Raw genomic sequence first — 22486 nt, forward strand, 5'->3', positions numbered from 1 at the left:
CGCTGTAGAAGCAAGCGAAATGTGCGACACGTTCGCATAAGCAAGGATGGCATGATGAAGCCGGTGATGATTGGGCAGCTCGCCAGCGAGACCTCGACGAAGGTGACGACGATCCGCTTTTATGAGTCGATCGGGTTGCTCCGATCCGCCCCTCGCACGGCGTCGGGTCGCAGAACCTACGATGCCAGTGACATTGAGCGTTTGCACTTCATCCGCAACGGTCGCCGGCTTGGCTTCTCCGTCGACGAGATCCGTTCGTTGATGGGGCTGGCGCAGAACCCGGACCAGGATTGTGGTGCCGCCTCAGCTATCGCTGCTCAGCACCTCAAGGATGTGGAGGAGAGACTGGCGCAACTCGCGGTGTTGCGGGATGAGTTGGCAATGCTCAGCCAGAGCTGCACCAAGGCGCGCATGGCCGATTGTCGGATCATGAAGGCGATCGGCAAAGGCCACCCTCAAGCCGATCAATAATAATCGGCCAGCCTGAGCTCGCGCACATCACCCGAGGCCATCGTCAGCTTTACGAGGGTGCCAGCAGGCCGGGAGCGCACTTGCCAGAGCTCCCCACGCGTATAGTTCGCATCGATCGAATGGCCGTTCACCGCCACGATCCGGTCGCCGACCGCCCAGCCAGCCTTTTCCGCGGGACTGTTCGCCGCCACATGAACAACGGTGAGCGCCGTTGGTGAGGCTGCGAGGCCAAGGCCGCTACGGTCCTTCAGCATCGGCAGGCGACGACGAGGACCGAGTGGCCGGAGCCACACGAATCCGGCGGTCACGTCGAACACCACGTCGAATTGAGCGATCAGCGGTAGGCCGACATTGCCAACCGTGCTGGTGGAGAGCCAAGCTCTCATCCCGAGTGTGGGGACGTTCGAGACGCCAAGCCCTTCGATGTTGATGTTCTGGATCGTGAAAGCATCGTTGATACGCACACCATCGACGCCGCCGATCGCCGCGGTCGAGACGAGCTTCCCGTTCAACAGCCCTTGATCGCGGGCATAGGCCGACGAGAGCATCAGCGCGGCCGAGCTGCCAAGATCGATCATCAAGGGCACGGGAGGCAAACCCGAGACGGAAGCTCGAATGAACAGCTCCTGCTTGGCACCGCGCCCGAGCGCGACAGCGCGCCAGTCGGGACCGGCGAGAAACGTGCCTGACTTGACGACCGCCATACGCCTTTTCGCGAAATCGAGCGCGATGCAGCTACCCGTGAACATATCGGCACCGAGGAGGATATCGATCGGTCGTCCGAAGGCCGCCGACACTGAACTCAGATCACCAACGACGGCAAAGGGTAAGCGACGGGTTTCGCGGGCGAGCTGTACGTCGATGTCGCGGACCAGCAGCACCGGGGCCTTGGCGCTCAGCCCGCTAATCATGCGCCGCTCACCATCGTTCAAGCCGAGCTTCGCCGCGAGCGCCGTGCTCATGATCGACGCGCCGCTGCCACTGTCGAGCACCGCCCGCACCGGCACTCCGCGCACTTGTGCCGAAACAAGGAGGGTATCACCCGTGCCGACTTCCAGCGGCTCCCATTCGAGGTGAGCCGCACCGAAGTTCCACGAGCCCGCAGACCGGGAAGTCTGTCGCGCGAGCGTTGGAGAACCGAGCACCAAGCCGGTTCCACAGGCCACCAGCCGCGCCACTAATGAGCGTCGAGACATACCGATTGCTTCAACACGGGCCGTCAAAAAGCCATCTCCAGCCCCCCGTCCGCAGGAGAGCAAATTGCGGTTACATGCTCCAGCCACTGGAGGAGCAAGTGCTTTTGGTGCGCCCGAAAATCCTCAGAAGCGCTTGGAGAACTTTAGATGAAGGATGGTGCAGACCGCTTAGATGCCTTCCCGATAACGAACGGTTCCGGGGGACGCTGGGCCGATCGGGACCGCGAACGGTGTAAACGCTCGCGCTAAGTGGCGGCATTCTGATCGCGCTATTTGTCGGCGAGCGTCGCTACGCGGCTACCGGCTTGGTCTCGGCCGATCGCACATAGGCGTAGAGTTTTGGCTTGGAGATGCCGAGCATCGAGCAAATCTTGGCGATCGGCATCGTGTTCTCGTGGTAGAGCCTGACGGGCAGGTCGCGCTTGTCCTTGCCGAGTGCGGCCGGCCGGCCACCCTTCTTGCCGCGAGCGCGGGCTGCGGTGAGACCGGCCTGGGTCCGCTCGCGGATCAGGTTGCGCTCGAACTCCGCCAATGCCCCGAACAGGTGGAAGGTAAGCTTGCCCGACGTGGTGGTCGTGTCGATCGCCTCGTGCAGGCTCAGCAGCCCGACCTTTTCCTCGTCGAGGTAGGTCATCCATCCGATCAGATCACGGAGCGAGCGGCCGAGCCTGCCGAGGCGCCAGACCACCAGTGTGTCGCCGGCGCGAAGCAGCTCCTTCACCTTTTCCAATCCAGGGCGAGCGGCAGTCGCCCCGGAGGCCTTGTCGGTGATGACCTTCTCGCAGCCGGCAGCCTTCAGCGCATCACGCTGGAGGTCCAGGTTCTGCTCGGCGGTCGATACGCGGGCGTAACCGATTTTCATGCGTAGGGCCGGTGGCGCCCCGATCGGGCGCGGTTTGGGAAGAAAGTCGTCATCGGCAGGTCTATGTTGCCCTAGTTTTCTTTACCGGGTAGATTTACGTCGAACAGGCCGGTTTGGCAACGCGAGCGGACTCGCATGGCGATGGGCAGGCAAATCTCCGTTTTCCTTACCTGCGACACGGACCGTCGGCGGTGACGCATCCGGCGCTTGTCCCGCCGCTGGCGATCGAGCGCTACCGCGTCCTTGAACCGCACCTCGCCGATGGCATCCCGCTCGCGGACCTCGCCCGCACCGGCACGCTGAGCGAGCGGACGTTGCAGCGCTGGCTCGGGCGCTACCGTGCCGAAGGACTTGCCGGTCTCGCGCGTCTGCCGCGCAACGATCGGGGCAGGCTGCACCTGCCGGAACATCTGGTCGAACTGACCCGCACTCTCGCCACCAAGCGCCCGCGACCCCCGGTCGCCGCCATTCACCGAAAGGTGCAGGAACTCGCCATCGCGCATGGACACCGAACCCCCAGCTATGCGGCCGTCGCGCGTGTCGTCAGGGCGATACCGGCAAGCCAGATCGCCGCAGCCTCCGATCCGGCCGTCTACCGCGACCAGCACGAGCTAGTGCATCGGCGCGAAGCCGCGACCTCGAACGAGATGTGGCAGGCCGATCATACCGTTCTCGACATTCTCGTGCTCGATGATGCCGGAACCCCGGTGCGTCCTTGGCTGACCGTCATCGTTGACGATCACAGCCGAGCCATCGCCGGTTACTTCCTCAGCCTCGATGCCCCCAGTGCCCTCAACACGGCGCTCGCCTTGCGGCAGGCGATCTGGCGCAAGCCCAATCCCGAATGGATCGTCAGCGGCATTCCCGAACAGCTTTACGTCGACAACGGCTCGGATTTCATCTCCGAGCATATCGAGCAGGCGTGCATCGCCCTCAAAATCCGCCTCATCCATTCGCTGCCGGGGCGTCCTCGCGGGCGCGGCAAGATCGAGCGGCTGTTCCGCACCATCAACGACATGTTCCTGCCCGACCTGCCCGGCCACCTGATCGCGGGCAAGCCGCTGTCGGCGCCAGTGCTCACGCTCGACGAGCTGCGCGCCCGCTTCGAGGCGTTCGTGTGCGGCGTCTATCATCGTCGCCCGCATGGCAGCACCGGCGAACCGCCGATCACGCGCTGGCAGAAGGGCGGGTTCCTGCCCGCAATGCCCGACAGCCTTGAACAGCTCGACATGCTGCTCGTGCACGTGCCCAAGCCCCGTAAAGTGCTGCGCGACGGCATCCGTCTGATGGGCAGGCGCTATGTCGAACCCACGCTCGCGGCCTTCGTCGGCGAGCAGGTCGAGGCGGTCTATGACCCCCGCGACCTGACCGAGATCCACGTCTACCACCAGGGCCGGTTCGTCTGCCGTGCGCTCAGCTCCGAGCACGCTGGGCACCCGTCGTTGCGCGCGATCCAGCGCGCCCGGCGCGGCGCGAAGGAGCGCGACAAGCAGGTGCCTGCCCCCACGGAGACCTTCGATGGCGACCAAGAGGATACGGCTTCCCGGCCCACCACCTACCGAGGGCTCCGGCTCTACGCCGCTGACGATTGAGTTCCTGGTCGAGCAGCCGTTCCTGGCGACCCGCGAACATGCCCGGTTCGTCGAGTTTGCCGAAGCCTGCGCGCACTACCGCTATATCGGCGTGTGTCATGGCCGGCCGGGCGTCGGAAAGACGCGATCGGCGCGCGAGTTTTCCAGCTTCCCCGACCTGGGGGAATATGCCGCGCTCCGTCCCATTGCCGCGCTCCTTGGCGAAAAGGTCGCTCGCTGCCGCGCCGTCTTCTACACCGTGTCGGTCAGCAACACGCCCAAGACGATCGACGCGGTGTTGGGCCTCAACCTCATTAAGCTGGGCTATGCCCGGCTGACGGTCGCGGGCGGCTCGCAGGACGAAATCACCCATGACGCCGCCCGCATCGCCTGCCCCCTCGTCATCGTCGACGAGGCCGACCGCCTGACCATAAAGTCGCTCGAACATCTCCGCGACATGGCCGATCGCCACGGCTTCGGGCTGATCCTGATGGGTATGCCGGGCTTGGAGAAGCGCCTCGCCCGCTATGCCCAGCTCTACTCGCGGATCGGCTTCGTCCACGAGTTCAAACCGCTTACCGAGACCGAAATGCGGCTGCTGCTCGCGACCCACGCCGGCGATTTCGGGATCAGCTTCGACCCGGCCCAACTCGACGCGATCGAAGCGCAGGCAGCCGTGATCCGCATCACGCGCGGCAACTTCCGGCTCATGGAGCGCCTGTTCGCGCAGATGCGGCGGATCATGACCCTCAACCGCGTCGAGGAGGTCACCGCTGACATCGTTCAGGCCGCGCGCGATTGCCTCGTCATCGGACCCGGCAACTGACAAATAGCGCGATCAGAACGCCGCCATTTAGCGCGAGCGTTTACACAGGATAAGATCCATACCGTTTCCGGAACCACTTTCTTGTTTCCTCTTCGAAATTGGACTGTGCTGATGAGTTTGAGCGATGGTGGCTTCGCTCATACACTACGCGCTACCAGGCCCCTGCCCGTTTCTTAGGCTTAACGTTGTAGCTCAAGACCCCGGGGGCTCAGCCTCCCTTCTCCGGTTCTTGCCGCTGCGCAAATCCCTCGATCTACCTGCCGCCGTCGTGTGGTCGCACGGCATCATCCAAAGACCTATTTAGGCCGTCATGACTAGCCAATCTTCGCCATAAGGCGCCCCGCCGCCCCCTGCTCTGCCGCGAGATTGCGATTATAAGCGAGCGGCATCCGCGGCGACTTCCACCGCAGCGCGTCCATGATGCCGGCCAAATCCTCCCCGCTGGCGAACAGGTCCTGATTGAGCCCGATCCGCGTCGAGTGCGCACTGATCCCCTTCAGCAACCGCGCCAGATCGTCCGCCGTCAAATCGGGCAGCGCGCCACGGTCGAACGCGCGGCCGATGATCGACCGAAAGATTGGTCCGATCGAGCCCGGGTGCAGCGCCACGGTGCCGATGTCATATTCGACGCGCGCCTTCACCGCCGGCTTGGACAGCGTCTTGCGCAGATCCCACGTCTCCCGGCCCGAGATGCTGTCGATCGGCCGACCGCGCACGGCTGCCCGCGCCTTGTAGCGCCGCACCTGCACCCGCCGGAACAGCGGCCCTGTCGTGATCCCCGCCGCTTCGGTCCACGCCGCGATCGCCGCGACGGTGCGCGGGCTGAGGTAGGCGGTCGCCCCCTCCCCGTCTTGATCGCCCTTATGACGCAGAATCTGCAGCAGCCGCGCTTCGGGATCGATCGCCTCCTCAATATGCTCAATGGCGACCGCCACCAGTTCGGAGGCGCGCAGCCCGGTGTCATAAGCGGCCGATAGCAGCGCCCGATCACGCAGCCCCGGCAGATCCTCGCCACAACTCTCGAGCAGCGCGCGGATGTTGAGCCCCCGCGCCTTGTCGCGCTCGACGTCGCGCACCGGGCCCTTGAACCGCAGCGGCCGCGCCTGCTTCTGCGCAGCCCCCTTCTCGCGGCGCACCGTCTGGAGCCGCAGCTTCACCAGCGGCGCCGGCGTCGGATCCTTGAGCTCGAGCAGCTGGTGGATCTTGGCGATCGACGCCTTGTAGCGGGATAGCGAGGCCGGCCGGCTCCCCTTCCCGGCCCGCGCGTCGAGATAATCGGCCACGGTCTCGGGCGTGGCCGGCAGCGCGATCCGGTTGTTGCGCCTACACCACGCATCGAACGCCTCGACGTCGGACTTGAGCGCACGGATGCTATGGGGCGATGAAGCGGCCTGATAGGCGGCGATCAGGCCCTCGTTGACGGTGATGCGCTCGCCGGCGCGCATCTGCACGATCGTCCACGCAAGGTCGGCCGGCGCCCTGACGGCCGGCAGGACAGCCTCAGGCGGCGCTACGGGGATTTCTGGCCCTTCCCGGGCGGTTTCGGTGCTCACGACGCGCCTCGCTCCTCAGCCGCGCTTGTAGCCCACCTTGTCACTTAAAGAATACGGGCGGACGAGAAAACGGCCGAGTTGCGTGGATCATGTACAAGAATACCTCCGGACGTTCGACCTGACAGCGCGATTCTGCTACAAAACGACCGGACCCGGCAACACGAGTCCCTGGCGAAAATCGGGGATAGGTCATGGCCGAAACAGGCACTGCCCTCACGACGGTTGATCATACAGAATGGCGCAAAGCTTGTGAGCGCGAGCCTATCATTCGTGCGCTTACGGCAGAGCCCCGGCTCGGACGCAAAGCGATTGCTGAGGCCGGCCTGAAGCTGAGCCTCAACCGGTCCCGAATTTACGAACTGCTCGCGAGATACCGGGAAAACCCAGTGACCAGTTCGTTGGTCGACCAGCACGATGGATTTCCCAAAGGGCGCTCTCGCCTCCCTTGCGAGGTGGAACGCCTGATCGATGCCAAAATAGAGCAATTTTATCTCAGCCGTCCAAAGCCCACCATCGCACAACTGGTCCGTCAAATTCGCTTTTCGTGCCTGGAGCAGAATCTGCGACCTCCAGCACGGCAAACTGTTGTCCTGCGGGTCAACGCCGTGGAACGGACACGCCTGACAGGCGCCCGTGATGGGACCAAAGCCGCAGCAGACCGCTTCCGACCCGTCGTCAGCTCATACGAGGCGCAGTACCCTCTTCAGGTCGTACAGATGGACCACACGCTGGTCGATATCATCATCGTCGATGAGTATCTCAGGAGACCGGTCGGGCGGCCAACGCTGACCCTGCAGATCGACGTAGCGACGCGGGTGATACCCGGCTTCTACATTTCACTGGAACGACCTTCCGCGATTTCGGTCGGCATGGCGATCCGTCATGCAGTACTGCCCAAGAATGATTGGCTGGCCGATCGAGAGCTCACCTTCGCATGGCCTGTCTTCGGCCTGCCAGACATCCTCCATCTCGACAATGCCTCGGAATTTCACTCACGCGCGCTGACTCGGGGCTGCCAGCAATTTGGGATCGAGCTTCACTACCGTCCACCGCGCACTCCGCACTTTGGCGGGCACATCGAGCGCATGATCGGCACCGCCATCGGCGAAGTTCACCTTCTTCCGGGTACTACGTTCTCCAACATCCAGGACAAGGGAGACTACGACGCTGAGGGCAAAGCCTGCATGACCCTCAAGGAATTCGAGCGATGGTTCGCCCTCCAGGTGGGAATCTATCATCGCACCATTCACAGCTCACTTGGCGTCCCCCCGATGACAGCGTGGCAGGACGATCAAGGTAAGCGTGTTGCAGCCCTGCGCCTGCCGGCCGATGAAGAACGTTTTCTGCTCGACTTCCTCCCGTTCGAGATGCGCCGGGTCCGGCGCGAGGGCATCAAACTCTTCCACGTTTTCTACTGGCATGGCGCTTTGGCCACGCTGGTCGCGAACAGCGTTCATAAATTCCCGATCAAATACAATCCGCTCAACCTCTCGGCCGTCTATCTCGAACTGCCCGGCGGCGAGCATGTCACAGTTCCTCTTCGCGATAAGCGGCGTCCTGCAATTACCAAGTTCGAGCACGACCAAGCCCTGAGAGCGCTTCGAGAGCGCGGGCGAACCGCCGTCGATGAGCAGATGCTTTTCGAGATGGTGAGCACGCAGCGCAGGATTGTGCTTAGGGCCGTAGAGAAGACGCGCGGAGCTCGACGATCAACCCAACGCATCGTCGATGCGCTCATCCGCGGCGAACCGCCTGCGGCCTTTGTCCAGCACCAAGAGGCCAACGCGCAGCTGACACCGCCAAATCTCGACGGGCCGGTTGTACCACTCGCGATCGAGGAGCAGTCATGAACGTGCTCTACAGCCATATCTTCCCGGCTTATCGCGAGTATGCCGAATTGACCGATGAGGCCCGGATCGACTGGCTACGCCGCGACCGCTGGATATCGTTGCCACAGGCTGAGGCCGCGCTCCGCCACCTTGAAGACCTGGTAATCTATCCGCCGCGAGGGCGAATGCCCTGCCTGTTACTGTTTGGCGCCACCGGGATGGGCAAGACCGAAATTGTCAGCCGCTTCTCGAAACTTCACGCTCCTCAGTTCGATATCAGGACCGGGCTCAGCAAGATGCCGGTGTTGCTCGCGCAGATACCGCCAGAGCCGAGTGAGGAGCAATTTTACACCGAGGTGCTGACCGCGCTAAATTGCGTCGACCTTAGCCGACTGTCCGTGCGATCGATGCGAGCGGAAGCCAGGCAACTGCTTGCCGAAGTCGAAACCAAGGTGCTCGTCCTGGATGAAATCGACAGGATGCTCGCCGGCACTCCTCGCCAGCAGCGGGTGTTCCTCAATACTATCCGCTTTTTGACCAACGATCTGAAAATTCCAATTGTTTGCGCAGGGACCGAGGACGCGCGGATGGCGGTCCTGATGGATCCGAACCTTGCCGACCGGTTTGGGGCGTTCGAATTGATGCCATGGCGCAACGATCATGCCCTGCGCCAGCTGCTTGCGAGCTTCTCGGGCCTGCTGCCCCTGAGACGCCCATCGATGCTCGACACCGTCGAAGCGCGGCAACGCGTGCTGGCCCTCACCCAGGGTGTGACGGGCCGAATATTCCGGCTCATCGAGGCAGCCGCTGTCACGGCTATCCGCGATGGCCGCGAGATGCTTGATGCCGCAAGCTTCGAGGCCAACGACGTGACGCTTCCTCTCGTCTCCATGTTTACGTCGGCAGGCAAGCGAAGGACAATCGGCCGGGCGACCGTATGAGTTTCGTGGAGCCATTCGCGGATGAACTTCTCAGTTCATGGCTGGCGCGCGTGCGCGATCAGCGGGCTCCGGGTGAGCCTTTGCTGCGCGCCTATCGAAATCGCGCAGGCCATTGGCGGCATCCCGATGTAAACCCAAAAAAATCGATGATCGCTGAGCTTGCCGCAAGCGAGGGCTTCACGGAAAACAGTGTCGCCGAACTCGGTCTTTGCTATCGGTATCCGAGGATCACCCCGGATTTTGTAGCCTGGCACCACGTTCCATCCGATGATCCTAGCCGAGATTTCGCGCCCGCTCTTACCCTCCGGTTGAGCTGGTGCAGTCGTTGCCTTGCCGAGGACTATGCCGCTGGCCGCCCCGCCTATATCCGTGCGGACTGGGCCATGGCTGCGTGGGGCTTCTGTTTCCGGCACCACTGGCCACTCGTCGATCGATGCGTGTCTTGCGGGAGTAGTCATTGGGCGATTAAGCGGTCATCGCAGGGGCCGCCAAGATTGTGCTGTATTCGCTGCCGTCGGGGCCTCGAACGGGCGCACCCCAGGGCGCTCGAGCTTGAGCCAGCAGCGCAGCCCATCTGGATCAATATCGTAGCCTTTGAAGCCGCGCTGAGGGGTGCGCTTAGGGGAAAGGTCCCAGATCAATTTCGCTTCAACGACACTTCAGCCGGTCAGCTGCTCGAAGAATCCGCCAGAATCTGTCTACTGTTCGCAAGGGCCCACAGGCGCTGGAGACTGCGTGATAGACTCCTACATCGGTTTGCGGCGCCTGTGCTCACGCTCGATAACGTTTGCCCCAACGAGCCTTCCTGTGAAATGCCGCTCGCGCTTGCCAGCCCCTCAATGCGTCGTTGCCTTATCGCAATCTGCGCCGCGATGCTCGATGCAGACTGTGACCCAACGGTGCGAAACGAGGACGAGCCGGTTGTCGACGTATGGGCGCGGATGGTCGATAGCATCGCACTCCAACAGTTCATCCAAGATCGTCAGGCGTGCTCGCCGACGTTGAAAAGAACAGTGGAAGCAGCGTGCCATCGGAACGAAAAAGTCGAGCGGATGTCCGCGTTACGGAGCGCCTCGACGGCCTACAAAACTCTCTTCCGTGACGCGGCCGGAAATGCGTTCTCTTCGCGCCATTAAGTACCCGCGAGCCTACGGATGGCAGGCGCATTTGGCCTCTAGCTGGCCGCACGCTTTTTAGCGGCAAGTGTCCATTAACTTAGGAGGTTGGCGGCGCGCACCTGAATGCGGCGCTTCTGCTGGATTTCATCAATTCCATTCCGTCCCGCGATTGGGCAACATGCGCCCATTCCCGCCGCTCAATGCTCCTAGGGTAGCGCCTGAAAGCAGACGTTACGCAGCTTGGCGCCTCAACCCGTTCCTCCGGAGGCATCCGGCGCGGTGCCGGGGGCGGTATCCTGAGCCTTTCCGGTCGGCGCCCCATCCTGCGCTGCACTCATCGCCGTCAGATAGTCGACGATAGCCGGAATGTCCTTGTCCGCCACGGGAGCCTTGTAGACATCCTTCATCTTGGTGACCGTTGCCTTCCACTGGTCCGCTGAAAGCACTGGCTGGGTCATCGCCATGCTGGCGGAATGGCAAGACGTGCAATTCGCATTGATGACATCGGCATGAGGGCCATCGGGATATTGCTGCTCATCGATAGGAAGATCGACCGTATCCGAGGTCATGGTAAAGCCGTTCACGGAAATGCTGCTGGGTGTAGGCCCTGTGGATTGGGGTTCGGGCAGCGGGGTGTAGCTGCCGGGAGGGCCCACCATCATGAGGGTGAAGACGGTCACGCCGAGCAGTCCGACGGCCAGCATGCCTGGGGTTGGCGCTTTCATGCCAAAGCTCCTTATGCCGTCACGATGGTAGTGGTTTCGATATTGCCGCGCATGAAACCGCCAGGGTTCCAGATCGGCGCCATCGGCTGTGCGACGCCTGCCGTATTCCAGCAGCGCGACATAAGCGACGTCTTTCCGGGGCCGGGCAAGGGAACCTGGGCGTCCCACCGCCGGAAACTGTACTTCCCGTGGTCCGGTCCGAGCTTGGTTGCAAACCAGTGGCGACCGCCGTCGGTGGACACATCGACCCGTGCCACGCCGCAGTCGCCGCCCATGGCAATACCGCCGAGCGGGATCGAGGCCTCGTGTGCGATCCGCTGACCTTCGCCCAGACTGGTAACCCACGAACGCGGGATCATGCGGTTGATCGGAACGGTTGGGAAGTCCTTGGCGCCGGGCTTTACATTGGCGCCCGGCGTCGCCGGGATCTTGTAGGCCTTGGCCATCCAGTATTCGTCATCAGGCCCGGGCAAGACCTCGATGTCGTTCAGCATCTTGACCCAGTAAGTCGAGTACCAGCCCGGCACGATCAGCCGGATCGGGAAGCCGTTGAGGAGCGGCAGCTGCGTGCCGTTCATGCCGAAGGCGATCATCACTTCGCCGTCGCGGGCATGATCGATGTCGAGCGCCTTCTCGAAGTCCGGGGCACCGGCGACCACAGGTTGATCGAGCGCCCCGAACCGGACCTGGACCGCCCCCGCCTTCACCCCGGCCAGATCGAGCACATCGCGCAGGCGCACGCCGAGCCACTTCGCATTGCCCATCGCCCCGTTGCCCCACTGCGCGCCGGGGACGCGGGGCTGGAACAGCCCGCGCGAATTGCCCGAGCACTGGTTCACCGCGGCCATCTCCACCCGCGGCAGGCGCATCAGCTGTTCGAGGCTGATTGCGATCGGCTTGTTGACGTGCCCGCGGATAGTGAGCCGGAAGGCATCGACGTCGATCGAGGTCGGGATGTCCGCCCAATGCCAGCGCACGAAGAACTGGTCATTGGGGGTGAACACATCTCGGTCGAAGACATCCATCGGTGTTTCCAGCAACGGCGGATGGACGCGCTGGAGGATCATGCTTCCTTTGCCGGGAAATGCGCTCGTCATTGGGCGCTGCGCATTGCCGCCGGGGAGATGCAGGTCGGTCAGACCCTGCGTGATGCCTTGCGCCAGAGCGGGTGCGGCAGCGATGGCTGCACCGCCGAGCGCGGCATTCTGCAGGAAACGGCGGCGGCTTGTTTCGGCCGCGAGCTCAGCATCCAGTCTGTCCATGGTCGTATCCTCTCGGGCAAAATGGTGGCGGGTGCTGCTGTGAGAAGCAAGCGATCAGAACGCCGTTACTGATCGCAATGCCCGATCAGTTTGTAGCGGCGATACAGGGTGATACGAACAGATTGCCGCGCCATCCGCCGATCAGGGTCTTGGCGGCCACCACGATCCACATCAGCGCGAGCGCCAGGGTCAGGGCGGTGCCGACGATACCGAAGAAGGCAAGGTTCAGGGTCGTGCCAAGGCGAAAGGTTGCCACGGTGAAGACGCCTAGCGGGAAGGTATAGCCCCACCAGCCAAGGTTGAACGGGATACCTGCCCGCCAGTAGCGCCAGGTGATGAGCGAGGCGAGCGCCAGCCACCAGAGGCCAAAGCCCCACAGCAACAGACCGGCGATTGTGCCGATGCCTTGGGCGACAGTGCCGACATCGGCCAGCCCATGCCCAGCCATGATCGCGGGGGCGTCGCCGCCCAGAACCAGCATGCCCAGCGCGCCGGTACCGATCGGGCCAAGCGCCAGCCAGCTCGATGCGGCCATGCCCTCATGCGGCAGCTTGTGGAGCGCCATGCGCAGGATCAACAGTGCAAGAATGCTGAAGGCGACCGGGACCGAATAGGCCCACAGGATGTAGGACGTGACGAGCATCCCAAACTGTGCGCTGCCCTGCGCCAGATGCGGCGCCAACAGTCCTCCGCTGGCAGCCGTCACTTCGGCCGCCACGACCGGCAGCAGCCACACCGCCGTCATCCCATCGAGTGAATGCTGGTGGCGCGTGAACATGAAGTACGGGATCAGCACACCGCAGCTCACCGCCATGGCGGCGTCGATCCACCACAAGACCGTGGCGACCGGCACGATGCCCTCGCCGAAGCGCGCGATACCGAATGCGAGACAGCCGTTGATGATCGTGGCGAGGCCCATGGGGATCGTGCCGATGAACATCGATACGGTATTGTGCCCGAAGATGCGCCGCGCTTCGTGGCCGAACAGGATCCAGCGCGCGGTATAGAGCGCGGTAAAAAGGGTGAAGAGCCCGATGTTAAAGAACCACATCACTTCTCCCACCGGCTTGAGCGAAGCGCCGATGCCCGGCATCTGCGGGAGGGCCAGCGCAAGGATGCCCGTGCCCATGGTTGCGGCAAACCAGTTGGGCGTGAACTGGCGGATCATCTCGCGCGGGTGATCGAGCCGGCTGAGCGGGCGCATCCCTTCGAGGATGGGCTTGATATCCGTGGTCATCATCCAAACTCCTTGACCAGTTCGGTCAGCGCGTCGGCTGCCCGAGTGCGATACCGTTCCTTGTGGCGTAACGCCTCAAATGGACGGGCTGGCATCGCGAGCGGCAATTCATGAAGGTGCCCCGCAGCAAGCGCGCGGCGCACCACCAGTTCGGAAAGGACCGCGACACCGGCGCCGGCCTCGACAGCGGACCGTACGGCTTCGTTGGACGGCAGCGTCATGGCGATGTTCAGGTCTGCCGGATCGATACCGCGATCACGCAGGACATCCTCGAAACTCGACCGTGTGCCGGACCCGTGCTCCCGCACGATCCAGTTGGCGCCGCGCACCCAGTCCTCATCGATGGTATCGACAGCCTGCCCCGAGATCAGCAGCATCCGGTCCTCGCCGACTTTCCAGTGGGCGAGTGCGGGCTGGTCGATCGAACCTTCGACAAAGCCCAGTTCCGCGCGGCCATCCAGTACCTGTGCCGCCGCACCCTCGCTGTTGTCGATTGCGAGTTCGACGCGGATCGCGGGGTGGCGGCTGTGAAACTGAGCCAAGCGCGAGGGCAGCCAGTAGCTGGCGATGGTCTGGCTGGCGACAAGGCGCAGGGTTCCGCGCTTCAGGCCGCCGTACTCGGCCAGGGTAAGCTCCGCCGTCGCGGCGCGGCCAAGAACGGCGCGTGCCTCATCGAGGAACATGCGACCCGCCTCGGTCAGTTCGATGCCGCGGCCCACGCGGTTGAAGAGCGGCACGTCATGCCTGGCCTCCAGCGTAGCGATCGCCGCGCTGGCAGCGGACTGGGTCACGCCCAGTGCCTCGGCGGCCCGCGTCATATGTTCGCGTTCGGCAACGCCCACGAAGATGCGTAATTGTTCAAGGGTCATGGTGATCTCCTGTCACCATTGATACCGCAGCCCGATCAATCACTCCAACGCATTGATTATATCATTCCAATCTCGTTCTAAGATCATTTGATGAGTGCGTTCCTGGCGGCGAGCAGCGCGCTTTCGATCCGTTGGCTGACATCAGGACTGGTGCAGACATTGGCCGGACTAGGGTGGGGCATGGTGATGACCGACACATCGGGCCGTGCCTCTTCGATAAGTGCTTCCGCCCCCGCCGCCACCCGGCCCGCCAAGATGCAGACCCGCACGCCCGGCAGTTTCGCAAGCAGGTCGGGAAGCGTTGCGAGACCTTCGGCAATCTCCGTTCGGCGCAGCGCGCGATTGCGGGCACCGGGGGCGTGGACGATCCAGGGCACGCAATTCCACTGAACGATGTCCATTCGCGCGATGCCCGCCGCTTCCAGATAACGGCGAAGGTTACGAGCAGTGCCAGATGGGTTGTCCCGCGACACGAAGCGAGTGCGATCAGGCCCGGGGCCCGGCGTCTCAAGAAGCAGGAGAAGGCGCGCATCTATGCCGCCATCGAACGGGTCGAAATGCGGCACCGTGTGTCCTGCGCCAACGAGCCCCTCACGCCATATCTCCAGCGGCGCAATGTGCGGCGCACCAAGTGCCGCTCTGCGTTCGGCGATCAACGCGGGATCATCCAGCCAGGCCATTGATCGTCAAATCCTATCGAAACTACAAAAATCATCGGTTGGATCGATGGCGAGTGTTGCGCCATGTGTTCGACAGGCAACGCCTGCGTTGGCGTACCTGCTCCTCGGCAGCTCGCATTTTTTCCGTTGCATGCTGCGAGGATGACACCTGCGACCGCTGTAGGCGTTATCGCCGGAACGCCATGACGAAAGGGCTTCACTTGAAACTGCTATGGGGATTGGCCGGCCTTTGCGCGGCGACAGCATCGGCGGCCGCACTGGCGGCATCGTCCGATGGCTTTGCAAGCCAGATGGCAGCCTCCATGGAGCGGATGCACCATGCGATGATGATTGCGCCATCGGGCGACCCGGACCGCGACTTCGCGGCGATGATGATCCCCCATCACCAGGGCGCGATCGAGATGGCGGAAGCGGAGCTCAGATACGGAAAAGACGAACGCCTGCGCCGCCTGGCTCAGGGCATCATCGTCGAGCAGCGGCAGGAGATCGCCGTCATGCAGGACATTCTCGCGAAAAAGACAGGCCCCGCTGCCAGCGCGCACCATCACATGGGAGACGACAAATGAAGAAGACGCTGAGCATCGTGTCGTACACCTTGCCGATAGCGGCTGCCCTTGTCGCACTCCCGGCAAATGCGCAGCAGGTTCCCAATGCCCAGCCTGATCGGGCTATCAGCGCTCAGGACCGTTTCTACACCTCGGACCAGTTTTCCAACACGGTATCGGTCATCGATCCGTCGACGAACACGCTGCTGGAGGGCATAGCGTGGAAAGTACGCTAAACAACGCTAAGCGAGAACGCATGGCGAACGCTCGATGCGAACGGACGGGCGCTTAATCAGGCGGGCCGTTCGATTCCCATCCTACGCATTTCGCGATAAATGGTCGATCGGCCGATGCCGAGTTGCCGCGCTGCTTCGGTAGGCGAGATACGAGCTTCGACCAGCTTGATGGCCGCATCCACTTTGGACATGTCCAGCGGCTGACGGCCAGGCTGTTTGCCCTTAGCACGGGCGGCGGCAATACCATCTCTGGTTCGCTCAGAAATCAGCCGTCGCTCAAAATGGGCGATGGCCCCAAACACATGGAAGATGAGCTCGCCGGCAGCTGACGAAGTGTCGATCTTTTCTTCAAGGCTCAGGAGCGCGATGCCCTGACCGCGTAGCGTCTCAACCGTGGTGAGAAGTTCGGCAAGCGAGCGCCCAAGCCGATCGAGGCGGACCACCGCCAGCGTGTCACCCTTGCGGGCATAGGCGATTAGCTCAGCCAGACCGGGCCGTTCCATGCTCTTACCTGAAATGACATCGGTGAAGATTTTGATGGCGCCAGCCTTCTCCAGACGCATGGTCTGGCCCGCAACGTCCTGATCGCCGGTGCTGACGCGGGCATAGCCCAGAATATCACCCATGCCGCACGTCTCCCAAACGGTCGTTCTGTGGACGCTATGGAGGGCAGCCGCTGCGCCCCACCCATATCCGTCCACATACTATGTCTCTTTACTCCTCGCTGTCCATAGGCCCAGATGACCTTTTGTGGACAGGAAACGGCATGACGAAGCGCAAGCATCAACTCCTGACCGAGAGCGAACGCGATCAGATACTCGCCATCCCGACCGATCGCGACCATTTGGCCCGGCTCTATACCTTCGAGCCTTCCGATATCGAGATCATCGGCGCGCGACGGGAGCGACGGAACCAGTTGGGCGTGGCGCTGCAACTCGCGCTCCTGCGGCACCCGGGCATCACGCTTGCGCAGTTGATACAGGACAGGGGAGCAATACCCCATGATCTCGCCGCTTTCGTCGCGGAGCAACTTGGTCTGCACGTAACCGAGCTGGCCAACTATGCGGCGCGGGATCAGACAATTACGGATCATGCCCGTGAGCTGGCGGCGCGTTTGGGGCTTCGGGGGCCAACCCGCGCCGATATTCCCTTCATGGTCGAGGCGGCCGCGAGAACGGCATGGGCGACCGACAAGGGGATGACGATTGCGATGGGCGTGGTCACCGCCCTGCGCGAGGCCCGGATTTTGCTGCCGTCCATCTCCACCATCGAACGCGCCAGCAGCGCGGGACGTGCCCGCGCGCGCAAGCAGGCCGCCCACGCCCTGATCGCCGATCTCAGCGCCGAACAGGTCCAGGCCCTCGATCAGCTCTTCGACGCCGCCGGCGGCATGAGCCATCTCGCCTTGCTTAAGACCATCCCCGTCGCGGCCAAGCCCGATCACGTCCGCCAGATCCTCGACCGTCTGAGGCAGGTGCGGAAGATCGGCATTTCCCCCGACGTCGCGGGCCGCATCCACGCGGACCGATTTCGGCAATATGTCAGGGAAGGCCGTGCGTCGCCTGCCTATATGATCGAGCGCTATATTCCCTCCCGGCGACGCGCCACGCTCGTTGCCTTCCTGCTCGATCTTGAAGAACGGCTGACGGACAGCGCCCTGGAGATGGCGGACAAGCTGATCGGCGGCATCTTCACCCGCGCGAAGAACGCCCAGGCGCGCAGCTATGCCGCCACGTCGAAGAACGTGGCCCGGCTGATGCTGATCTTCCGCAGGACGATCGACGCGCTCACCGAAGCAGTCGATACTGGCGAAGATCCTATGGAGGTCCTGGATGCCTCAGTAGGATGGCACACCCTCCTGAAGGCCAGACCGGAAGTGGCGACGATCGCGGAAACCGCCAATCTTGATCCGCTGAGGGTCGCGGCCGACCGCTATGCGACGTTGCGCAAGTTCGCCCCTGATCTGCTTGAAGCGCTACAGTTCAGGGCCGGAAAGGGCAGCGCGAAAACGATTGCCGCTATCGAGATGCTGCGCGACCTCAATAGGTCGGGCAAGCGCGATCTGCCTGCCGACGCTCCGATGCCCTTCCGCAAGGAATGGCAGAAAATTGTCATGGGCGATGACGGCAAGATCAATCGGCGGCTCTGGGAAATCGCGACTATCGCGCATCTGCGCAACAAGCTGCGCTCCGGTGATGTCTGGGTGGAACGATCGACGGGATACCGCCAGTTCGACAGCTACCTGCTAAGCGAACCGAAGGCCAAGCCGATCGTGTCGGCTCTTGGTCTGCCACCCACAGCCGGCGAATGGCTCGAACAGCGGGGCCGCGAACTGGACTGGCGGCTGAAGAAATTCGCCCGGAGCCTGAAGCGCGACGCTCTGGAGGGTGTGCGATACCGCGACGGCCGCCTCCAGATATCCCCGTTCGCACGATCGCAACGCCCGACGCCGAAGCCCTGGCCGACCGGCTCGATGCGATGATGCCACGCATCCGTATCACCGAACTGCTACATGAGGTGGCGCAGGAAACTGGCTTTCTTTCGGCGTTCACCAACCTGCGCACCGGCGAGCTATGTCCCAATGAAAATGCGCTGCTCGCCACGATCCTCGCCGACGCCACCAATCTCGGCCTGTCGCGCATGGCCGCCGCGAGCCAGGGCGTCACGCGCGATCAACTCCTATGGACCCATGACGCCTATATCCGCGACGAGAGCTACCGCGCGGCGCTCGCCGTCCTCATCAACGCGCACCACCGCCTGCCATTCTCGCGGGTATGGGGCGACGGCACAACGTCCAGTTCCGATGGTCAGTTCTTCAGGGGCGCGAAGCGCGGCGCATCGGGCGGCGACATCAACGCGCGCTATGGCGTCGATCATGGCTTCAGCTTCTACACCCATGTTTCCGATCAGCGCGGGCCCTACCACGTCAATGTGATCTCGGCCGCCACGCATGAAGCGCCCTATGTCCTCGACGGCCTCATCAGCCATGGCACCGATCTCAGGATCGTCGAGCATTACACCGACACCGGCGGAGCGACCGATCATGTCTTCGCCCTGTGCGCGATGCTGGGATTTCGCTTCTGCCCGCGCCTGCGCGACTTTCCGGACAGGCGGCTTGCGCCGATCGCGCCGGTTTCGGCCTATCCGTCCATCGCCCCGTTGTTGGGCAAGCGTATCCGCACCGACATCATCAATGAACAATGGGACGACGTGCTGCGCCTCGTGGGGTCGATCAAGGCTGGCCACGTCGCGCCGTCGGTCATGCTGCGAAAGCTCGCCGCCTACGAACGGCAGAACCAGCTCGACGTCGCACTACAGGAGATCGGCAAGATCGAACGGACCCTGTTCATGCTGGACTGGCTTGAAAATCCCGATCTGCGCCGGCGATGCCATGCCGGCCTTAACAACAGCGAGCAGCGCCATGCCCTGACGCAAGCGATCTACACCTTCCGCCAGGGCCGCATCATCGACCGCAGCCATGAAGCTCAACAATATCGGGCATCAGGCCTCAACCTAGTCATCGCGGCGATCGTCTATTGGAACACGATCTACATGGCCGACGCCGCCCAGCATCTGCGATCGGCAGCGGCCCCGGTCCCCGATGATCTGCTTGTCCATACGTCGCCGGTTGGCTGGGAGCATATTGCCTTTTCCGGCGATTTCCTCTGGATCGAGCCGCCGCTTCCGCTGGCCGCAAGGCCCTCAATCTTCCGCCGGACAGCCGCGCCGCCTAAGCGTTCCTCGGTTGTTCTCCCTTAGCGTTGTTTAGCGTACCTTCCACGCTATGCCCTCATACGGCGCGGGCACGCCCTGCCGCCAGGCCGGCCCGGGTACGTTCGCCGATAAGATGCCGCTCAAAGTCGGCGAGACTGGCGAAGATATTGAACACCAGCTTGCCCGATGCCGTGGTCGTGTCGATCGCCTCGGTGACGCTCTCGAACGCGATGCCGCGGCTTGCCAGCTCATTCACCGTCGCGATCAGGTCCGGCAGCGATCGGCCAAGCCGGTCGAGCCGCCATACCACCAGCGTGTCGCCGGCGCGTAACGCCTTCATTGCCTGCGCCAGTTCGGGCCGGTCGGCGTGCTGGCCGGATGCATGCTCCGAATAGATCGGCTCGCATCCCTTGGCGCGCAGCACGTCGAGTTGGGGGCGAGGTCCTGGTCGGCGGTGGACACGCGCGCATATCCGATCCGGCGTGTGCCAGCCTGGCCGGCAGGGGGGTAGCAGCCATGTTCAACATTCAACCTACGGCAGGGGTTTTCTGATCGTAGTTTCTCGCACGGGTTGTTGAACAGTTCAACGCCGCAAAAGGCCAGCTTTTCTGCTGCCGCCGGCAGTGTTCAGAAAACGGCCGTTTTCTGAACAGATCAGGCGGCGGTGGATGCTGGCTCGTCACCTGGCGGGTGGATTACGTCTAGCCCCGGAAAGTATCTCAGGAAGTCGTCCTGATTGGTCGTAACCAATGGCGCACCCTCGGCTTCGGCAAGCGCGCCGATCAAGAAATCGGGAAGCACGTTGGTTTTGGCAGGCTCGCCCGGGCCCGCTTCTTTTTACGATAAGCCTTATATGCCTGCCCCGCCTTGAATAGGGCATCATCACTACTGCGGAGGCGCTCAAGCGCCCAAGCTGCTATAGCTGCATCCGTATCCTCACGGGAGGCCATACCCGCTGAAAGCTCGCTATATACAATGTCCGCAATGACTAGGGTCATGACTCGTTGATCACAGCCAGAAGATGACGGTTGCAGCGAGGACGATGGCGGAGAAGAAGGCCGTAGGGCAGCGATCGTAGCGGGTGGCGACGCGGCGCCAGTCTTTGAGGCGGCCGAACATGATCTCGATGCGGCTGCGGCGCCGATAGCGGCGCTTATCGTACCGGACGGGCTCGTTGCGCGACCTGCGGCCTGGGATGCAAGGCTGGATGCCCTTGGCCTGAAGAGCGTCCCTGAACCAGTCGGCGTCGTAGCCGCGGTCGCCGAGCAGCCACTGCGCTTTTGGCAGGTCGTCCAGCAGCGCGGCCGCACCGGTGTAGTCGCTGACCTGACCGGCGGTCATGAAGAAGCTCAAGGGGCGACCGTTCGCGTCGGCGAGGGCATGGAGCTTGGTGTTCATGCCGCCTTTCGTGCGTCCGATCAGGCGGCCGAGATCCCCCTTTTTACCCGCAGGCTCGATGCCGTGCGGTGCGCCTTCAGGTAGGTCGCGTCGATCATCACCGTTTTGGGTTCGGCGCCCACCGCAGCCAGACCTTCCATGATGCGCGTGAACACGCCTGCCTCACCCCAGCGCTTCCAGCGGTTGTACAGCGTCTTGTGCGGGCCGTACGCGCCAGGAGCATCGCGCCAGCGCAGCCCGTTGCGGTTGACGAACACGATGCCGCTCAGCATCCGCCGGTCATCCACTCGAGGCTTGCCGTGGCTCTTCGGAAAGAACGGCCGCAGCCGCTCCATCTGCTCATCCGTTAGCCAAACAGGTCGCTCATCCCGGTCTCCTCGCGGAGCCTGAATCAGATCGCGACGCTCATATCAATGGGTCCTGACCCTAGCGATATGACGGATCGGGAGTGGACGTTGGCAGCGCCGTTCATCCCTGGGGCCAAGCGGGGAGGTCGGCGCCGGGCAACGGACATGCGCGAAGTCCTGAACGCCTTGCTCTACATCGCGGCGAGCGGTTGTGCCTGGCGGCTTCTGCCCAAATGCTTCCCGCCAGTCTCGACGGTCCAGCGCTATTTCTACGCCTGGCGCAACGCTGGTCTGCTCGAGCGATGAACACGGTGCTGGTCATGAACCTGCGCGAGATTGAAGGACGCGAGGCAAGCCCAAGTGCCGGTGTGGTCGACAACCAGTCGGTCAAAACCACCGAAGCGGCGGCCCTTGCGCTACGAGCGGGCAAGAAGATCAAAGGCCGCAAGCGGCACATCCTGACCGACACCTGCGGCTTCCTCATCTTCATTCTCGTGCATACCGCCGATATTCAGGACCGCGATGGCGCGGCCGATGTCCTCAAGGCTGTGCGGCAGCGCTTCCCCTGGTTGCGCCATGTTTTTGCCGATGGCGGCTATGCGGGCGACAAACTCCGCGATGCCATCGCTGGATCGGGGCAATGGACGATCGAAATCATCAAACGTCGGATAAGGCCAACGGCTTCAAGGTCCTCCCGCGCCGCTGGGTAGTCGAGCGAACCTTTGCATGGCTCGGCCGATGCCGCCGTCTTGCTAAGGACTGGAAACAACCATTGCTCGTCCACCACATGGGCAACAATCGCCTCCATCCGCATGCTCACCCGCAGAAACGGCAAGGTATTGCTATGTTTGGTGAACTTCCGAGTCAGGCTCTCAGATGGCGCGGTAGCCGCCATCAACCGGGATCATCGCGCCGGTGACAAAGGAGGCGGCGTCAGACAGCAGCCATTTGACCGCTTCGCCCACTTCCGGAGGTTTGCCGAAACGGCCAATCGGGTGGTGCTCCAGCAGCTTGCCAAATCCCGCTGCAAAGTCGGGATGCTCGATCGCCCGGTCAATCATCGGCGTGCGGATGATGCGGGCAGGACTGCATTTACGCGGATTCCC

Annotated in this window: 18 protein-coding genes and 3 pseudogenes; 9 read left to right on the plus strand and 12 right to left on the minus strand. The window is 62.9% G+C overall.

Annotated features, from left to right (window positions below; genetic code table 11):
• Window positions 1–51 precede the first annotated feature (51 nt).
• A complete protein-coding gene (locus CAF53_RS25025) occupies window positions 52–471 on the plus strand; it encodes a helix-turn-helix domain-containing protein (protein WP_007406847.1) in 420 nt (139 codons plus the stop codon).
• On the opposite strand, the gene CAF53_RS25030 is transcribed toward CAF53_RS25025, so the two are convergent.
• On the minus strand, window positions 465–1667 hold the full coding sequence (locus CAF53_RS25030) for an aspartyl protease family protein (RefSeq protein ID WP_013039112.1): 1203 nt from the start codon (window positions 1665–1667) through the stop codon (window positions 465–467). The genes CAF53_RS25025 and CAF53_RS25030 overlap by 7 nt on opposite strands.
• Before the next feature lie 289 nt (window positions 1668–1956).
• Entirely contained in the window at window positions 1957–2529 is a 573-nt protein-coding gene (locus CAF53_RS25035; protein WP_015449226.1) for a recombinase family protein, read from the minus strand.
• Between the two features lie 191 nt (window positions 2530–2720).
• Between CAF53_RS25035 and CAF53_RS25040 the strand changes: the two genes are divergently transcribed.
• Both CAF53_RS25040 and CAF53_RS25045 read left to right on the plus strand, forming a co-directional pair.
• The gene (locus tag CAF53_RS25040; protein ID WP_004212864.1) at window positions 2721–4121 is read left to right on the plus strand and encodes a Mu transposase C-terminal domain-containing protein; all 1401 of its coding nucleotides are present in this window, start codon (window positions 2721–2723) and stop codon (window positions 4119–4121) included.
• Window positions 4048–4926 carry an AAA family ATPase gene (locus CAF53_RS25045; RefSeq protein WP_009824028.1) on the plus strand — a complete coding sequence of 293 codons (879 nt, stop codon included), beginning with the start codon at window positions 4048–4050 and terminating at the stop codon, window positions 4924–4926. The genes CAF53_RS25040 and CAF53_RS25045 overlap by 74 nt, the downstream gene beginning before the upstream one ends.
• 314 nt (window positions 4927–5240) lie before the next feature.
• On the opposite strand, the gene CAF53_RS25050 is transcribed toward CAF53_RS25045, so the two are convergent.
• Window positions 5241–6479 carry a site-specific integrase gene (locus CAF53_RS25050; protein ID WP_013039113.1) on the minus strand — a complete coding sequence of 413 codons (1239 nt, stop codon included), beginning with the start codon at window positions 6477–6479 and terminating at the stop codon, window positions 5241–5243.
• A gap of 191 nt (window positions 6480–6670) precedes the next feature.
• Between CAF53_RS25050 and CAF53_RS25055 the strand changes: the two genes are divergently transcribed.
• Window positions 6671–8329: a Mu transposase C-terminal domain-containing protein gene (locus CAF53_RS25055; RefSeq protein ID WP_017503293.1), complete on the plus strand. Its 1659-nt coding sequence runs from the start codon at window positions 6671–6673 to the stop codon at window positions 8327–8329.
• Window positions 8326–9249, plus strand: coding sequence for a TniB family NTP-binding protein (locus tag CAF53_RS25060; RefSeq protein WP_100239784.1), 924 nt, complete (start codon window positions 8326–8328; stop codon window positions 9247–9249). The genes CAF53_RS25055 and CAF53_RS25060 overlap by 4 nt, the downstream gene beginning before the upstream one ends.
• 1366 nt (window positions 9250–10615) lie before the next feature.
• Here CAF53_RS25060 and CAF53_RS25070 read toward each other — a convergent pair.
• The 5 genes from CAF53_RS25070 to CAF53_RS25090 form a co-directional block, all read right to left on the minus strand.
• Complete coding sequence (locus tag CAF53_RS25070) at window positions 10616–11092, minus strand: hypothetical protein (protein ID WP_008830650.1); 477 nt, start codon at window positions 11090–11092, stop codon at window positions 10616–10618.
• A gap of 11 nt (window positions 11093–11103) precedes the next feature.
• Window positions 11104–12354 (minus strand): molybdopterin-dependent oxidoreductase, encoded by a 1251-nt coding sequence (locus CAF53_RS25075; protein WP_008830651.1) that lies wholly within the window; start codon window positions 12352–12354, stop codon window positions 11104–11106.
• Window positions 12355–12439: 85 nt separating this feature from the next.
• Window positions 12440–13594, minus strand: a complete 1155-nt coding sequence (locus tag CAF53_RS25080; RefSeq protein WP_223806804.1) for a TDT family transporter — start codon at window positions 13592–13594, stop codon at window positions 12440–12442.
• The gene (locus CAF53_RS25085; RefSeq protein WP_048939395.1) at window positions 13591–14460 is read right to left on the minus strand and encodes a LysR family transcriptional regulator; all 870 of its coding nucleotides are present in this window, start codon (window positions 14458–14460) and stop codon (window positions 13591–13593) included. The genes CAF53_RS25080 and CAF53_RS25085 overlap by 4 nt, the downstream gene beginning before the upstream one ends.
• A gap of 83 nt (window positions 14461–14543) precedes the next feature.
• Window positions 14544–15140, minus strand: coding sequence for a uracil-DNA glycosylase (locus tag CAF53_RS25090; protein ID WP_048939396.1), 597 nt, complete (start codon window positions 15138–15140; stop codon window positions 14544–14546).
• Here CAF53_RS25090 and CAF53_RS25095 point away from each other — a divergent pair.
• Both CAF53_RS25095 and CAF53_RS25100 read left to right on the plus strand, forming a co-directional pair.
• Complete coding sequence (locus CAF53_RS25095; protein WP_242443602.1) at window positions 15140–15706, plus strand: DUF305 domain-containing protein; 567 nt, start codon at window positions 15140–15142, stop codon at window positions 15704–15706. The genes CAF53_RS25090 and CAF53_RS25095 overlap by 1 nt on opposite strands.
• The gene (locus CAF53_RS25100; protein ID WP_242443601.1) at window positions 15703–15921 is read left to right on the plus strand and encodes a hypothetical protein; all 219 of its coding nucleotides are present in this window, start codon (window positions 15703–15705) and stop codon (window positions 15919–15921) included. Before CAF53_RS25095 ends, CAF53_RS25100 begins: the two co-directional genes overlap by 4 nt.
• 56 nt (window positions 15922–15977) lie before the next feature.
• Here the strand turns inward: CAF53_RS25100 and CAF53_RS25105 are convergent, their stop codons facing one another.
• Window positions 15978–16547, minus strand: a complete 570-nt coding sequence (locus CAF53_RS25105) for a recombinase family protein (RefSeq protein ID WP_011607925.1) — start codon at window positions 16545–16547, stop codon at window positions 15978–15980.
• A gap of 140 nt (window positions 16548–16687) precedes the next feature.
• Here CAF53_RS25105 and CAF53_RS25110 point away from each other — a divergent pair.
• A pseudogene (locus CAF53_RS25110) lies at window positions 16688–19655 on the plus strand (Tn3 family transposase).
• Between the two features lie 65 nt (window positions 19656–19720).
• Here CAF53_RS25110 and CAF53_RS25115 read toward each other — a convergent pair.
• Both CAF53_RS25115 and CAF53_RS25120 read right to left on the minus strand, forming a co-directional pair.
• A pseudogene (locus CAF53_RS25115) lies at window positions 19721–20097 on the minus strand (recombinase family protein); the annotation flags it as partial.
• Window positions 20098–20643: 546 nt separating this feature from the next.
• A protein-coding gene (locus tag CAF53_RS25120) for an IS5 family transposase (RefSeq protein ID WP_242443650.1) occupies window positions 20644–21368 on the minus strand; the annotation gives its coding sequence in 2 pieces (ribosomal slippage) (window positions 20644–21062 and window positions 21062–21368; 726 coding nt in all).
• Window positions 21369–21446: 78 nt separating this feature from the next.
• Between CAF53_RS25120 and CAF53_RS25125 the strand changes: the two are divergent.
• Window positions 21447–22235, plus strand: a pseudogene (locus CAF53_RS25125) (IS5 family transposase).
• A gap of 17 nt (window positions 22236–22252) precedes the next feature.
• Here the strand turns inward: CAF53_RS25125 and CAF53_RS25130 are convergent.
• The coding region (locus CAF53_RS25130) for an SDR family oxidoreductase (RefSeq protein ID WP_242443651.1) at window positions 22253–22486 on the minus strand (234 nt) is incomplete at its 5' end.

It is taken from the genome of Sphingobium sp. LB126 (genome assembly GCF_002795205.1).
In the GTDB taxonomy this organism is placed as follows: Bacteria; Pseudomonadota; Alphaproteobacteria; order Sphingomonadales; family Sphingomonadaceae; genus Sphingobium; species Sphingobium chungbukense.

What these genes read in the sequence shown, in the direction of transcription:
- CAF53_RS25070 (WP_008830650.1), bottom strand. Translation starts at nt 11,092, where the DNA reads ATGAAAGCGCCAACCCCAGGCATGCTGGCCGTCGGACTGCTCGGCGTG.
- CAF53_RS25085 (WP_048939395.1), bottom strand. Translation starts at nt 14,460, where the DNA reads ATGACCCTTGAACAATTACGCATCTTCGTGGGCGTTGCCGAACGCGAA.
- CAF53_RS25025 (WP_007406847.1), top strand. Translation starts at nt 52, where the DNA reads ATGATGAAGCCGGTGATGATTGGGCAGCTCGCCAGCGAGACCTCGACG.
- CAF53_RS25030 (WP_013039112.1), bottom strand. Translation starts at nt 1,667, where the DNA reads ATGTCTCGACGCTCATTAGTGGCGCGGCTGGTGGCCTGTGGAACCGGC.
- CAF53_RS25090 (WP_048939396.1), bottom strand. Translation starts at nt 15,140, where the DNA reads ATGGCCTGGCTGGATGATCCCGCGTTGATCGCCGAACGCAGAGCGGCA.
- CAF53_RS25100 (WP_242443601.1), top strand. Translation starts at nt 15,703, where the DNA reads ATGAAGAAGACGCTGAGCATCGTGTCGTACACCTTGCCGATAGCGGCT.
- CAF53_RS25105 (WP_011607925.1), bottom strand. Translation starts at nt 16,547, where the DNA reads ATGGGTGATATTCTGGGCTATGCCCGCGTCAGCACCGGCGATCAGGAC.
- CAF53_RS25035 (WP_015449226.1), bottom strand. Translation starts at nt 2,529, where the DNA reads ATGAAAATCGGTTACGCCCGCGTATCGACCGCCGAGCAGAACCTGGAC.
- CAF53_RS25080 (WP_223806804.1), bottom strand. Translation starts at nt 13,594, where the DNA reads ATGATGACCACGGATATCAAGCCCATCCTCGAAGGGATGCGCCCGCTC.
- CAF53_RS25060 (WP_100239784.1), top strand. Translation starts at nt 8,326, where the DNA reads ATGAACGTGCTCTACAGCCATATCTTCCCGGCTTATCGCGAGTATGCC.
- CAF53_RS25055 (WP_017503293.1), top strand. Translation starts at nt 6,671, where the DNA reads ATGGCCGAAACAGGCACTGCCCTCACGACGGTTGATCATACAGAATGG.
- CAF53_RS25045 (WP_009824028.1), top strand. Translation starts at nt 4,048, where the DNA reads ATGGCGACCAAGAGGATACGGCTTCCCGGCCCACCACCTACCGAGGGC.
- CAF53_RS25075 (WP_008830651.1), bottom strand. Translation starts at nt 12,354, where the DNA reads ATGGACAGACTGGATGCTGAGCTCGCGGCCGAAACAAGCCGCCGCCGT.